Annotated in this window: 12 protein-coding genes and 1 pseudogene; 11 read left to right on the forward strand and 2 right to left on the reverse strand. The window is 72.6% G+C overall.

Annotated elements, in window-relative coordinates; all coding sequences use genetic code 11:
* Positions 1-59: 59 nt before the first annotated feature.
* The 10 genes from ribD to LNW73_RS27990 all read left to right on the forward strand — a co-directional run bounded on the left by ribD (position 60) and on the right by LNW73_RS27990 (position 8595).
* Positions 60-1178 (forward strand): bifunctional diaminohydroxyphosphoribosylaminopyrimidine deaminase/5-amino-6-(5-phosphoribosylamino)uracil reductase RibD, encoded by a 1119-nt coding sequence (ribD, locus tag LNW73_RS27945; RefSeq protein ID WP_250991771.1) that lies wholly within the window; start codon positions 60-62, stop codon positions 1176-1178.
* Positions 1179-1787, forward strand: coding sequence for a riboflavin synthase (locus LNW73_RS27950; RefSeq protein WP_250991772.1), 609 nt, complete (start codon positions 1179-1181; stop codon positions 1785-1787). It abuts the gene before it with no gap.
* Entirely contained in the window at positions 1784-2440 is a 657-nt protein-coding gene (locus tag LNW73_RS27955) for a nicotinamide mononucleotide transporter family protein (protein ID WP_250991773.1), read from the forward strand. Before LNW73_RS27950 ends, LNW73_RS27955 begins: the two co-directional genes overlap by 4 nt.
* Complete coding sequence (locus LNW73_RS27960) at positions 2437-3741, forward strand: bifunctional 3,4-dihydroxy-2-butanone-4-phosphate synthase/GTP cyclohydrolase II (RefSeq protein WP_250974936.1); 1305 nt, start codon at positions 2437-2439, stop codon at positions 3739-3741. Before LNW73_RS27955 ends, LNW73_RS27960 begins: the two co-directional genes overlap by 4 nt.
* Positions 3742-3826: 85 nt before the next feature.
* Positions 3827-4312: a 6,7-dimethyl-8-ribityllumazine synthase gene (gene ribH / locus LNW73_RS27965; protein ID WP_138353025.1), complete on the forward strand. Its 486-nt coding sequence runs from the start codon at positions 3827-3829 to the stop codon at positions 4310-4312.
* A 34-nt stretch (positions 4313-4346) separates the two neighbouring features.
* On the forward strand, positions 4347-4619 hold the full coding sequence (locus LNW73_RS27970; RefSeq protein ID WP_250991774.1) for a phosphoribosyl-ATP diphosphatase: 273 nt from the start codon (positions 4347-4349) through the stop codon (positions 4617-4619).
* A 66-nt stretch (positions 4620-4685) separates the two neighbouring features.
* Positions 4686-5534: an ATP phosphoribosyltransferase gene (gene hisG, locus LNW73_RS27975; RefSeq protein WP_250991775.1), complete on the forward strand. Its 849-nt coding sequence runs from the start codon at positions 4686-4688 to the stop codon at positions 5532-5534.
* A complete protein-coding gene (locus tag LNW73_RS27980; protein ID WP_250974934.1) occupies positions 5534-6025 on the forward strand; it encodes a PH domain-containing protein in 492 nt (163 codons plus the stop codon). Before hisG ends, LNW73_RS27980 begins: the two co-directional genes overlap by 1 nt.
* A gap of 177 nt (positions 6026-6202) precedes the next feature.
* Positions 6203-7546, forward strand: a complete 1344-nt coding sequence (locus tag LNW73_RS27985) for a hemolysin family protein (protein ID WP_250974933.1) — start codon at positions 6203-6205, stop codon at positions 7544-7546.
* Positions 7543-8595 carry a hemolysin family protein gene (locus LNW73_RS27990; protein WP_250991776.1) on the forward strand — a complete coding sequence of 351 codons (1053 nt, stop codon included), beginning with the start codon at positions 7543-7545 and terminating at the stop codon, positions 8593-8595. Before LNW73_RS27985 ends, LNW73_RS27990 begins: the two co-directional genes overlap by 4 nt.
* A 31-nt stretch (positions 8596-8626) precedes the next feature.
* On the opposite strand, the pseudogene LNW73_RS27995 reads toward LNW73_RS27990, so the two are convergent.
* Both LNW73_RS27995 and LNW73_RS28000 read right to left on the reverse strand, forming a co-directional pair.
* Positions 8627-10515 (reverse strand): annotated as a pseudogene (locus LNW73_RS27995) (AAA family ATPase).
* A gap of 440 nt (positions 10516-10955) precedes the next feature.
* The gene (locus LNW73_RS28000) at positions 10956-11573 is read right to left on the reverse strand and encodes a uridine kinase family protein (protein WP_250991777.1); all 618 of its coding nucleotides are present in this window, start codon (positions 11571-11573) and stop codon (positions 10956-10958) included.
* A 101-nt stretch (positions 11574-11674) separates the two neighbouring features.
* Here LNW73_RS28000 and LNW73_RS28005 point away from each other — a divergent pair, with 101 nt between their 5' ends.
* Complete coding sequence (locus tag LNW73_RS28005) at positions 11675-12817, forward strand: M24 family metallopeptidase (RefSeq protein WP_250991778.1); 1143 nt, start codon at positions 11675-11677, stop codon at positions 12815-12817.
* Positions 12818-12875: the final 58 nt, after the last annotated feature.

The following is a 12875-nucleotide window of genomic DNA, read 5'->3' on the forward strand; positions in this document are numbered from 1 at the left end:
CGTCTCCTGGTGCATCGTCCGCTTCCTGTCCTTCGTGACAGCCCCGGAGTCCGTGCCCTATGAGGCAGGAGGACCCGGTGGCCCCAGCAGTTCCGGCCCACATCGCGGCAATGCGCCGAGCCATCGAGCTCGCCGCCCGCGGGCTCGGCTCCACCAGCCCCAACCCCGTCGTCGGCTGCGTCGTCCTGGACGCCGCGGGCCGCACCGTCGGTGAGGGCTGGCACCAGCGGGCCGGCGGCCCGCACGCCGAGGTCCACGCGCTGCGCGCGGCGGGCGAGTCGGCCCGCGGCGGCACCGCGCTGGTCACCCTCGAACCCTGCGACCACACCGGCCGGACCGGCCCCTGCTCCCAGGCCCTCATCGAGGCCGGCATCGCCCGCGTCGTCTACGCGGTCGCCGACCCGAACCCCGACGCCACGGGCGGCGCCGCGACCCTGCGCGCCGCCGGGATCGACGTCGAGGGCGGACTGCTCGCCGCCGAGGCCGCCCGCGGCAACGAGGTGTGGCTGACCACCCTCGCCCGCCGCCGCCCGTTCGTGCTGTGGAAGTACGCGAGCACCCTCGACGGCCGGATCGCCGCCGCCGACGGCACCAGCCGCTGGATCACCTCCGCGGAGTCCCGCGCCGACGTCCACCGGCTGCGCGCCGAGGCGGACGCCGTCGTCGCCGGCTCCGGCACCCTGCGCGCCGACGACCCGCACCTCGCGGTGCGCGGCCGGGACGGCGCCACCCAGCCGCTGCGGGTCGTCGTCGACACCGCCGCCACCGTCAAACCCGGCGCCAGAGTGCTCGACGACGCCGCGCCCACCCTGATCGCGGTCGCCCAGGACACCGGAACCGCGCACCTGGACGGCCTCGCCGAGACCCTCCGGCTGCCCCGCGCGGCCGCCGGCCCCGGACTGGACATCCCCGCCCTGCTCACCGCCCTGTACGAGCGCGGGGTCCGCTCCGTGCTCCTGGAGGGCGGCCCCACCCTGGCCGGCGCCTTCGTGGCCGCGGGCGCCGTCGACAAGGTCGTCGGCTATCTCGCACCCGTCCTGCTCGGCGCCGGACCCGCCGCGCTGGCCGACGCCGGAATCACCACCATCACGCAGGCGTTGCGGCTCGATGTGACCGAGACGGTACGCATCGGTCCCGACCTCCGCATCACCGCTTATCCCCACGCCGAGGAGAACTGAGTGTTCACCGGAATCGTCGAAGAACTGGGCGAGATCACCGCAGTCGAGGAGCTGGCTGATGCCTCCCGCTTCCGGGTGCGCGGCCCTGTCGTCACCGAAGGCGCCAAGCACGGCGACTCGATCGCCGTCAACGGCGTCTGTCTCACCGTCGTGGACTTCGGGGACGGCGAGTTCACCGCCGACGTGATGGCCGAGACCCTCAGCCGCTCCAGCCTCGGCGCGCTCGCCGCCGGCTCCCGCGTCAACCTGGAGCGCCCGATGGCGCTCGGCGGCCGGCTCGGCGGCCACCTCGTCCAGGGCCATGTGGACGGCACCGGCACCATCGTCGAGCGCAAGCCGGCCGAGCACTGGGAGATCGTCAAGGTCTCGCTGCCCGCCGAGCTGACCCGCTACGTCGTCGAGAAGGGCTCGATCACGGTCGACGGCATCAGCCTCACCGTGGTCGACGCGGGCCCCGACTACTTCACCATCAGCCTCATCCCGACCACCCTCGCGCTCACCACGCTCGGCTTCAAGCAGCCCGGCGACCCGGTCAACCTCGAGGTGGACGTACTCGCCAAGTACGTCGAGCGGCTGCTCGGCGCGAACCGGACGGAGGCCACGCCATGAGTGCGCTGGACTGGCTCAACGGCGAGGCGTTCACCGCGTTCGACCAGCACATCCTCTGGTCGGACATGGCGGGGAACCTGCTCGGCCTGGGCGCCCTGGCGCTCGGCTGGCGGCGTTCCCTGCTGACCTGGCCGGTACAGCTGCTCTCCGGCCTCGTGCTGGTCGCCGCGTACGCCTCCGCGCACCTCAGCGGCGGTATCGGCAAGCAGATCGTGGTCGTCACCGTCGCGGTGTGGGGCTGGACGCAGTGGCGGCGCGGCCGGGGCGAGAGCGGCCGGCCGGCCGTCCGGTTCGCCACCTGGACCGAGCGGGCCTGGCTGGTGGCCGGCACCGCCGCCGGCACCGTCGCCCTGGCGCTGCTCTTCACCGCCTACCCGAAGCTGTCCTGGGACCCGTGGCCCGACGCGTACATCTTCGTCGGCACGCTGACCGCCATGGTCGCCCAGGCCCGCGGCTGGGTGGAGTTCTGGTTCGCGTGGCTCGCCGTCGACGTGGTCGGCGTCCCCCTCGCCTTCAACAACGGGCTGGCCTTCTCGGGCCTGGTCTATGTCATCTACTTCGTCCTGGTCGTCCTCGGTCTGCGCGCCTGGTGGCTGCAGACCCGGACGGACAGGGCGCCGAGCGGGACCGTCCCGGATGGAGCCACAGCATGACCGCGCTGCAGAGTTGGTACGCCGACCACGACGGTGATCTCGCGCTCGACCCGGTCGAACGGGCCATCGCCGACATCGCCGCCGGCCGTCCCGTCGTCGTCGTCGACGACGAGGACCGTGAGAACGAGGGCGATCTCATCATCGCCGCCGAGAAGGCCACCCCTGAGCTGGTCGCCTTCATGATGAGCGAGTGCCGCGGGCTGATCTGCGTGCCGATGGAGGTCCCGGAGCTCGACCGGCTGGAACTGCCGCAGATGGTCGAGGCCAACACCGAGTCGATGAAGACCGCGTTCACCGTCTCGGTCGACGCGAGCGCCGCGCACGGCGTGACCACCGGCATCTCCGCCGCCGACCGGGCCACCACCATCCGGATGCTCGCCGACCCCACCTCCGTCGCGGGCGACTTCGTACGCCCCGGCCATGTCTTCCCGCTGCGCGCCCGTGCGGGCGGCGTCCTGGTCCGCAACGGCCACACCGAGGCCGGTGTCGACCTGGCGCGGCTGGCGGGACTGCGGCCGGCCGCGGCCATCGTGGAGATCGCCCGTGAGGACGGCACCATGGCCCGGCTCCCCGAGCTGGTGCCGTTCGCCCGCAAGCACGGCCTGTCGATCATCTCCATAGAGGATCTGATCGCCTACCGCCGGGCGTCCGAGCCCACCGTGCGCCGCGAGGCCGCGACCCGGCTGCCCACCGCCTTCGGCGACTTCCGGGCGTACGGCTACCGCAGCACCACCGACGGCATCGAGCACATCGCGCTCATCGCCGGCGACCTCGACGCGGACGGCGCCCTCGCCGACGGCGACGACGTCGTGGTGCGGGTGCACTCCGAATGCCTCACCGGCGACGTCTTCGGCTCGCAGCGCTGCGACTGCGGACCGCAGCTCCAGGCATCGCTCGAAAGGGTGGCTTCCGAAGGCCGCGGTGTCGTCGTCTATCTGCGGGGCCACGAGGGCCGCGGCATCGGCCTGCTGTCGAAGCTGCGCGCGTACGAGCTCCAGGAGCGCGGCCGCGACACTCTGGACGCCAACCTGGAACTGGGCCTGCCCGCCGACGCCCGCGACTACGGCGCCGCCGCGCAGATGCTCGCCGACCTCGGGGTGCGGTCGGTGCGGCTGCTGACGAACAACCCGGAGAAGGTCGACGCGCTCACCCGCCACGGCCTGAAGGTCCTCGCCCGCGAGCCGATGGCCGTCGTGGCGGGGGAGCACAATCTGCGGTACCTGCGCACCAAGCGGGACCGGATGGGCCACGACCTGCCGTGGCTCGACCCGGTCGTGACCAGCCCCTGCGGCAACCAGTAGCCGTCGGAACACCAGCAGCACGACCCCGTACGACCCGCACCACCCCGTACGACCCGTACGACGAGCACCGGAACTGAGGAGAGACGTGAGCGGTAAGGGCGCCCCCGAGCTGACCGTGAAGAACTGCGGTGACCTGCGCGTGGCAGTGATCGCGGCCCAGTGGCACGTCCAGGTCATGGACGGCCTGGTCGAGGGCGCGCTGCGCGCCCTGGCCGAGCTGGGCATCGACGAGCCGACCGTCCTGCGGGTGCCCGGCAGCTTCGAGCTGCCGGTCGTCGCCAAGGTGCTGGCGGGCCGCGGCTACGACGCGATCGTCGCCCTCGGCGTGATCATCCGCGGTGGCACCCCGCACTTCGAGTACGTCAGCCACGGTGTCACCGCCGGCCTCACCCAGGTCAGCGTGGACACCGGGGTGCCCGTCGGCTTCGGCGTGCTGACCTGCGACACCGAGGAGCAGGCGCTGGACCGGGCCGGCCTCCCCGGGTCGAACGAGGACAAGGGCCACGAAGCGGTCACCGCCGCGGTGGCCACCGCGACCATCCTGCGTTCAGTATCCGAACCCTGGCGCTGAGCGTCCGGCACTTCCGCGTAGGGTGTGAGCCACCATGGCCAAGAAGACATTCGAGGAGCTCTTCACCGAGCTCCAGCACAAGGCCGCCACCGGCGACCCCAGTACCTCCCGCACCGCCGACCTGGTGGGCAGCGGTGTGCATGCGATCGGCAAGAAGGTGGTCGAAGAGGCCGCCGAGGTGTGGATGGCCGCCGAGTACGAGGGCGCCGACCGCACCGCCGAGGAGATCTCCCAGCTGCTCTACCACCTGCAGGTGATGATGGTCGCCCGGGGCATCTCCCTGGACGACGTCTACGCTCATCTCTGAGCCGGCACCAGCACCGCACCGCCGCTCGCGTCCCGAACACCCCGAACCGCAAAGGAAGCTGTCCTCATGCTGCGCATCGCCGTTCCCAACAAGGGTTCACTCTCCGGGCCTGCGTCGGCGATGCTCCATGAGGCCGGCTACCGGCAGCGCAAGGAGTCCAAGGAGCTCGTCCTCGTCGACAGCGACAACGAGGTGGAGTTCTTCTACCTGCGGCCGCGCGACATCGCGATCTACGTCAGCTCCGGCCGGCTCGACATCGGCATCACCGGCCGTGACCTGCTGCTGGACTCGGGCGCGGACGCCGAGGAGATCCTCCAGCTCGGCTTCGCCCGCTCCACGTTCCGCTACGCCGCGGAGCCGGGTACGGCGGAGTCGGTCAAGGACCTCGGGGGCATGACGGTCGCCACCTCCTACGAGGGCGTCGTCGAGAAGCACCTCGCCGACAACGGCATCGCCGCCTCCGTCGTGCACCTGGACGGCGCCGTCGAGACCGCCATCCAGCTGGGCGTCGCCCAGGTCATCGCGGACGTCGTCGAGACCGGTACCTCGCTGCGCAACGCGGGGCTGGCGGTCTTCGGCGAGCCGATCATGGAGTCCGAGGCGGTCGTCATCCGGCGTACCGGCGTGGACGGCGAGGAGCCCAAGGTCGCGCAGTTCCTGCGCCGGCTGCAGGGCGTCCTGGTCGCCCGCCGCTACGTGATGATGGACTACGACATCCGCGTGGAGCAGGTCGAGCGGGCGGTGGCCCTCACCCCGGGCCTGGAGTCGCCGACCGTCTCGCCGCTGCACCACGAGGGCTGGGTCGCCGTCCGCGCCATGGTCCCCAGCCGCGACGCCCAGCGGATCATGGACGAGCTGTACGAGCTCGGCGCCCGGGCGATCCTCACCACCGGCATCCACGCCGCCCGCCTGTGATGTCCGGCAAACCCGGCCCGTCCGCCGCGGCGGTCCCGCCCGAGCTGCCCGTCACCTTCCGTCCGGTCCGCACCCGCGTGGTGCTGCTGACGGTCGGGGCGGGCCTGCTCGTCGTGCTCACCGTCGTCGCCCTGATGATGCCCAGCGGCGGGGCGCAGCCCTGGGGCCCGGGGGACCGGGCCACCATGATCATCACCGGCCTGCTGATCTTCGCCCTGCTGGCGGTGCTCAGCCGGCCCAAGGTGGTCGCCGACGACGACGGGATCACCGTGGTGAACCTGGTCGCCAGCCGCCGGCTGGAATGGGCCGAGGTCGTCAAGGTCAATCTGCGGACCGGCGACCCGTGGGTCTATCTCGACCTCACCGACGGCACCAGCCTGGCCGCGATGGGCATCCAGCCCGGTGGCGGCCGGGACCAGGCGGTCCGCGCCGCCCGCCAGTTGCGGGCGCTGGCCGAAGCGCGCGGCACAGGGCAGCCCGGCACCAGGTAGGGCTGCCGACCGAGCCCCGCTCTTGATTACTCTGGAGTCGGGCAGTGCTTCCGCAGACTGCCCGCGGGGCCCCACCGACCCAAGGAGTGACACCCAAACGACGATGTCCAAATCGTCTGGTAGTACCTGCGCCGCCCCTCCCTCCAGCGGAGTTCCCGTAACTTCCGGAGCGGCGGCATGAGCACCTCGTTGTTGCTGCTGTGTGCGGCATTCGTCCTGATCCTCGCCAACGGCTTCTTCGTCGCCGCCGAATTCGGTCTCGTGACCGTCGACCGGCCGGCCGCGGAACGCGCCGCCGCCGAGGGCGACCGCCGGGCCCGGAGCGTGGTGGCCGCGCTGCGGAAGCTGTCGTTCCAGCTCTCCGGCACCCAGCTCGGCATCACCATCACCTCGCTGGTGGTCGGCATGCTCGCCGAACCGGCGCTGGCCCAGCTGCTCACCGGCCCGCTCACCTCGGCCGGACTGCCCGAGCGCGCCGCCCCCGGGGTCGGCGTCGTCATCGGCATGATGCTCGCCTCGGCCGTCCAGATGGTCGTCGGCGAGCTCGTCCCCAAGAACTGGGCGGTCTCCCGCCCGCTGCAGGTGGCTCGGTTCGTGGCCGGCCCGCAGCGGGTGTTCTCCACCGCCTTCCGGCCGGTCATCGAAGTGCTCAACCGGATCGCCAACCGGCTGGTGCGGATGCTCGGCGTCGAGCCCGCCGACGAGCTGGCCTCGGCCCGCACCCCCAGCGAACTGGTCTCCCTCGCCCGGCACTCGGCGCAGGCCGGCACCCTGGAGCAGGACACCGCCGACCTGTTCGTCCGTACCCTGTCGCTCGGCGACCTGACGGCCGCCAACGTGATGACGCCACGGGTACGGGTCAGCGCGCTGGAGGACACCGCCACCGCCGCGGACGTCCTCAACCTCACCCGGGCCACCGGCCTGTCCCGCTTCCCGGTCTACCGGGAGCGGCTGGACGACATCATCGGGATGGTCCACCTCAAGAACGCCCTCGCCGTCGCCGCCCCGCTGCGCGACCGCACCCCGGTGGGCCGGATCTCGGTCTCGCCGCTGCTGGTCCCGGAGACGCTGGCGGGACGGCAGCTGCTGCAACTGCTGCGCAGCCAGCAGCCGATCGCCGTCGTCGTCGACGAGTACGGCGGCACGGCCGGTGTCGTGACCCTGGAGGACATCATCGAGGAACTCGTCGGCGAGGTGCGCGACGAGCACGACGCCGTGGACCTGCCGGAACTGGCGCAGGCCGCGGCCGAGGACGGCCTGCCGGCCTGGGACGCCGACGGCGGCTGCCGGGTGGACACGCTCGCCCGGATCGGGCTGCAGGCCCCGGAGGGCCCGTACGAGACGGTCGCCGGGCTCGTCGCCGACCTGCTGGCGCGGATCCCCGAACCCGGTGACACCGCGGTGCTGCCCGACTGGGAGCTGCGGGTCCGGGAGGTCTCCCACCACCGGGCGGAACGGGTGCGCATCGTGCGCACCGGCACTGGTGCCGGCACCCAGGACGACCAGGGGGCCGCCCGATGAGCGTCCTCCAGCTGCTCTTCGCCGTCCTGCTGGTGCTCGCCAACGGCTTCTTCGTCGGCGCGGAGTTCGCCCTGGTCTCGGTACGCCGCAGCCAGATCGAACCGCTCGCCGCGGAACACCGGCGGGCCCGTACCGTCCTGCACGGGCTGGAGAACCTGCCGCGCATGATGGCGGCGGCCCAGTTCGGCATCACCGTCTGCTCGCTCACCCTGGGCGCGGTGGCCGAGCCGACCATCTCCCATCTGCTGGAACCGCTCTTCGAGGCCGCGCAGATGCCCGAGGGGCTGGCGCACGCGGTCGGGTATGTCATGGCGCTCGCGGTGGTGGTCTCGCTGCACCTGGTGATCGGCGAGATGGTGCCGAAGAACCTGGCGATGGCCGCCCCGGAGAAGACCGCGCTGTGGCTCAGCCCCGGACTCGTGGCCTTCGCCCGGGTGTTTCGGCCGGTGATCACCGTACTGGGCAGCTGCGCGCGGCTGATCCTGAAGCTGTTCCGGGTCGAGCCCAAGGACGAGGTCGACTCCGTCTTCACCAGCGAGGAGCTGACGGTGCTCGTCGAGGACGCCCGGCGGGCCGGGCTGCTCGACCACGACGAGCAGGAACGCCTGGAGGACGCCCTGGAGCTGGGCACCCGCCCGGTCATCGAGGTGCTGCTGCGCCCCGCCGAGCTGATCACGGTGGATCCGTCGGTGACCCCGCGCCAGGTCGAGGAACTCACGGTGCACACCGGGTACTCACGGTTCCCGGTGGCCGGCCCCGACGGCGCCTATCTCGGCTATCTGCACGTCAAGGACGTCCTGGACGTCGAGGACGGCAGCCACCCGGTGCCGCAGCGGCTCTGGCGCCCGATGGCGACGCTCCGCGCCGACCTGCCGCTGGACGACGCGCTCACCCAGATGCGGCGCGCGGCGTCGCACCTCGCGGCGGTCGCGGACGCCGAGGGCCGCCCGATCGGACTGGTCGCGCTGGAGGACGTCCTGGAGATGCTGGTCGGCGAGGTCCGCGACCCGGCGCACCGCGAGCTGCCGACGATCGCCGGACGGATCTGACGCCTGTCGCCTGCCGCCGTGGCGGACCGGTCTACTCGGCCGGTTCGCCCGGCGGCACCCCCGGGCCGCGTCCCGACAGCACCTCGCCGTAGGCCTGCATGAGGTCGGGGAGCCGCAGCGTCGACAGATCGTCGCGGTTGGGCGAGCCGGGGTAGTCCGACAGCCGCAGATCGCGGTAGGCACAGCTCTTCTCGTACAGGGTGCGCAGCAGCCGGCCGTTGCCCAGTTCGTCTATCCAGCCCTGGTCGACGACATGGGCGCTGATGGCCCGCAGTTCCTCCAGCGCCTCCTCGTCCCAGTGGTCGCCGTTGTCCGCGGCGAGGACCTCGCCGATCCTGGTCAGCTCCAGCGGCCGGTAGCTGGGGAAGTCGACCCGGGTGGTGAAGCGGGAGCTGAGCCCGGGGTTCACCGCCAGCAGCCGGTCCATGCCCTCCGGGTAGCCGGCGAGGATCACCACCAGGCGGTCGCGGTTGTCCTCGGCGCGCTTGAGGAGCACCTGGAGCGCCTCGTCGCCGTAGGCGTCGCCCTTGGAATAGCCGGAGTTGGACAGGGCGTACGCCTCGTCCACGAAGAGCACCCCGCCGAGCGCGGAATCGATCAGCTCGTTGGCCTTGACCGCGGTCTGCCCCAGGAACTCGCCCACCAGGTCGGACCGCTGGGCCTCGACGAGATGATCGCCGCCGAGCAGCCCGAGCGCGTAGAAGACCCGGCCGAGTATCCGGGCCACGGTGGTCTTCCCGGTGCCGGACGGGCCGGAGAAGACGAAGTGACGCTTGGGGGCTGCACGGGCAGCCCCTGGCCGGCCCGCAGCCGGGCCATCCGCAGCTGCGCCGACAGCGCCCGCACCTGCCGCTTCACCGGCTCCAGGCCGACCATGCGGTCCAGTTCGGCGAGCGCCTGGCCGAGCAGCATCGGGTCCGGCGCCGTCATCGACAGCGGCGGCGCCATGGACGCCACCCCGGCCTTCTCCCGTACATCGTCGTCCGGCGGGCCGAGCGTCAGCGCGGGCTCCTCCAGTTCGGTGCCGGGGCCGCGGCCGTCCATCGGCTCACCGGTCAACAGGGCGGAGTCCGGGCCGTCCAGCACATCGGGGGAGGCCTGGCCGAGGCCGGACAGCGAGACGGCCGCCAGACCGGCACCCGCGCCCTCGTCGAGCCCGTCGGACTCGTTGATCGCCGCCAGCCGGGCGGCGGTGTCCATGAACGCCGGGTCCACCCGGTGCACGGCCCGGTACAGCGGCTGCGCCGCGGCGGTGCGGCCGGTGCCCTCGTAGGCGCGGGCCAGCCAGTAGCGCAGCTCCTTGCGCTGCGGCTGCTCGCTGCGGCAGCGCATCAGCGCGGCGGCCAGCAGCGGTTCGGCCTGCCCGCACAGCTCCAGCCGGACGCGGGCCATCCCGCCGAACAGACCCGCCTCGATGCCGAGCACCGGATCGCCCAGCAGCGGCTCGGTGTTGCGGACCAGCTGCTCCCAGTCCTTGACCAGATAGGCCCGGCAGGCGTGCAGGAAGCGGACCTGCCGGTCGGTGTCGACGGGCGGGCACTCGGCCAGCGCCCGGTCCAGCTCGGCGACATGCCGGCCGTCCAGCCAGTGCGAGGCGTGCGCGAGCAGCAGATCGCGGTCCGACTCCAGCACCGGCTGCACCCACCAGCCGAGCCAGTACCAGGAGTTGATCGACCGGCGGTGCGCCCGGCGCTCCTCGCCGAAGCGGTCCCGGTGGCGGTACATCTGGAGCAGCGCCGTCGAGGTGTCCGCGCGCAGCGCGTGCAGGCCAAGCCAGGCGTCCGCCATGCCCGGATCGAGCCGCACGGCGGCCCGGAACTCCTCCTCGGCCTGCGCGTACGCCCCGACGGTGTAGGCGTCCACGGCGCGCAGCCAGGCGAGGCCGGCGGGGGCGCCCGAGCGCTCTGTCCCGAAGTCCATCAGGTCCCCACCAACCGTTCCCCCGCGGCTTGCTGCGTACCCCGTCCCAACCCTGAGGACCGGGAAGGGAGTTGGCGCAGGGGAGTGTTGCCCCCGCCTGCCACCGCACCCCGTTCGCATCGTACCTGCGATGACGGCGGTGCCGTAGAGCGGCGCAGCGGTCCCCTCGGGCCCGCGCCGTTCGACGCACGGACTCCGGGTGGTGACAGTGGGTGAGGGAAAAAGGGCCGACGGGCCCGCTGGACCGGGCCGGGACGCAGCGAAGCCCCCGGTCACGGGGGAACAACCGGGGGCTTCGGATCATGGGAGCGGCCCGCACTGACCGCTTATTGAGAACGTAATTCCTGTACACCCCCCGGTCAAGCCGCTCCGGAGGGCTCCGTCGAGGCCATCGGGAAGTGGCAGCGCACCGGCGGTAATCGGTCACCGTCCGTGAGGGATCATGGTGTTCGGGAGCGCCTCCCGGGCCCCGGAAGCATCGTGTATCCCTCTGGTCTCAGCAGTACCAGATGGTCCGCGAAGGGCTGTGAGGGATCGGACACGAAGTGCGCGTCCTGCGCCCGCATCCAGGAGGACCAGAACGCGCCCATCTCCGGGCCGTCCCGCAGCTGTCCGCGGTCCCTCGCCGTCTCACGGGAGACCTCGAGCCACAGCAGGTGCGACAGCAGCGGTCGGAGGGCGGCCCGTCCGCTCCCGACGCCCTCCAGGAGGACGACGGGTGCCGGGGGTACCTCACGGACGCCGTCGAAGCGCCGCCGCGTCCAGTCGTAGACCCCGTGCCGGGCGGTCCGGCCGGCCGCCAGCGGCTCCAGGACCTGCTCCCGCAACCGCCCGGTCCACGCGAACAGTTCGTCATGGGTGGCCAGATCGTCCAGATGGACGACGGGCGCTCCGCCGAGCGCGCCGGCGAGCCGGGCGGCGTACGTGGTCTTGCCGGAGCCGGCGTGCCCGTCCACGGCGACGATCCGGACCGGGCCGCACGACGGCGGCAGCTCCCGCAGATGCGCGGCGAACTCCGCCAGCGGGTCGCTCGGGGCGGGGGCGGCTTGATCGTTCATCGGGCCCAGCGTAGCGAGCCCCGGGCACGGCGCGGCCGGGGCCGCGACGCGTCCTGCCGGCCGCCCTCCGCCGGACGCCAGGGGCGTCTACCGTGTGACGCGTGACCGACTCCTCAGCTTCCGCCGCCGACTCCGCCGGGCTGTATCCGGCCGAGCGCCTCGAACTCGCCCGCAAGGCCGCCGCCGGCGCGGGTCTGGACGCCCTGCTCATCTCGCCGGGCGCCGATCTGCGCTATCTCACCGGCTATCAGGCGCTGCCGCTGGAGCGGCTCACCTGCCTGGTGGTGCCCACCGAGGGCGACGCGTTCCTCGTCGTCCCCGCCCTGGAGCGGCCGGCCGCGCTGGCCTCGCCCGTCGGCGGCCTCGGCATCGACATCACCGGCTTCGCCGAGACCGACAACGCCTACGAGCTGATTGCCGGCCGGCTGCCGGCCGGCGTCCGCCGGGTCGCCGTCGACAACCACATGTGGGCCGAGAAGCTGCTCGCCTTCACCGCCGCGCTGCCGCGGGCCGAGGCGGTGCTGGCCGGCGAGGTGCTGCAGGAGCTGCGGATGCGCAAGAGCCCGGCCGAGGTGGCGGCGCTGCGGCGGGCCGGGGCCGCGATCGACCGGGTGCACCGCAGGATGGGCGAGTGGCTGCGGCCCGGCCGCACCGAACGCGAGATCGCCCGCGACATCGCGGACGCGATCCTCGCGACGGACCATGTCACCGTCGACTTCGTCATCGTCGCCTCGGGACCCAACGGCGCGAGCCCGCACCACGAGGTCTCCGACCGGGTCGTCAGGACCGGCGATCCCGTCGTGGTCGACATCGGCGGCACCACCGAGGACGGCTACTGCTCCGACTCGACACGCACCTACGCCGTCGGCAAGCCGCACCCCGACTTCCGGGAGCTGTACGACGTGCTGCAGCGCGCCCAGCACGCGCAGGTCGAGGCGGTGCGCCCGGGGATCACCGCCGAGGCACTGGACGCGGTCGGCCGCGACATCATCGCCGGCGCCGGGTACGGCGAGCACTTCATCCACCGCACGGGGCACGGCATCGGCCTGGAGACGCACGAGGAGCCGTACATCGTGGCGGGCAGCGAGCGCCCGCTGGAGCCGGGCATGGCCTTCTCCATCGAACCCGGCATCTACCTCCCCGGCCGGTTCGGCGCCCGTATCGAGGACATCGCGGTCTGCACCGAGAACTCCGGCGAGCGGCTGAACCTGACGGGCCGTGACCTCGTGGTCCTGCCGGGATAGCGCCAGTGGTCTGATCCAATGTTGGTCGGTGGCACGCGCCGGAAACCCTGGCAGAAAG

Origin of the sequence: Streptomyces sp. RKAG337 (assembly GCF_023701715.1) — a bacterium.
In the GTDB taxonomy this organism is placed as follows: domain Bacteria; phylum Actinomycetota; class Actinomycetes; order Streptomycetales; family Streptomycetaceae; genus Actinacidiphila.

Excerpts from the sequence above, each read along its gene's own strand:
- ribD (WP_250991771.1), top strand. The coding sequence starts at position 60 with ATGAGGCAGGAGGACCCGGTGGCCCCAGCAGTTCCGGCCCACATCGCG.
- LNW73_RS27955 (WP_250991773.1), top strand. The coding sequence starts at position 1,784 with ATGAGTGCGCTGGACTGGCTCAACGGCGAGGCGTTCACCGCGTTCGAC.
- LNW73_RS27960 (WP_250974936.1), top strand. The coding sequence starts at position 2,437 with ATGACCGCGCTGCAGAGTTGGTACGCCGACCACGACGGTGATCTCGCG.
- LNW73_RS27970 (WP_250991774.1), top strand. The coding sequence starts at position 4,347 with ATGGCCAAGAAGACATTCGAGGAGCTCTTCACCGAGCTCCAGCACAAG.
- hisG (WP_250991775.1), top strand. The coding sequence starts at position 4,686 with ATGCTGCGCATCGCCGTTCCCAACAAGGGTTCACTCTCCGGGCCTGCG.
- LNW73_RS27980 (WP_250974934.1), top strand. The coding sequence starts at position 5,534 with ATGTCCGGCAAACCCGGCCCGTCCGCCGCGGCGGTCCCGCCCGAGCTG.
- LNW73_RS27985 (WP_250974933.1), top strand. The coding sequence starts at position 6,203 with ATGAGCACCTCGTTGTTGCTGCTGTGTGCGGCATTCGTCCTGATCCTC.
- LNW73_RS27990 (WP_250991776.1), top strand. The coding sequence starts at position 7,543 with ATGAGCGTCCTCCAGCTGCTCTTCGCCGTCCTGCTGGTGCTCGCCAAC.
- LNW73_RS28000 (WP_250991777.1), bottom strand. The coding sequence starts at position 11,573 with ATGAACGATCAAGCCGCCCCCGCCCCGAGCGACCCGCTGGCGGAGTTC.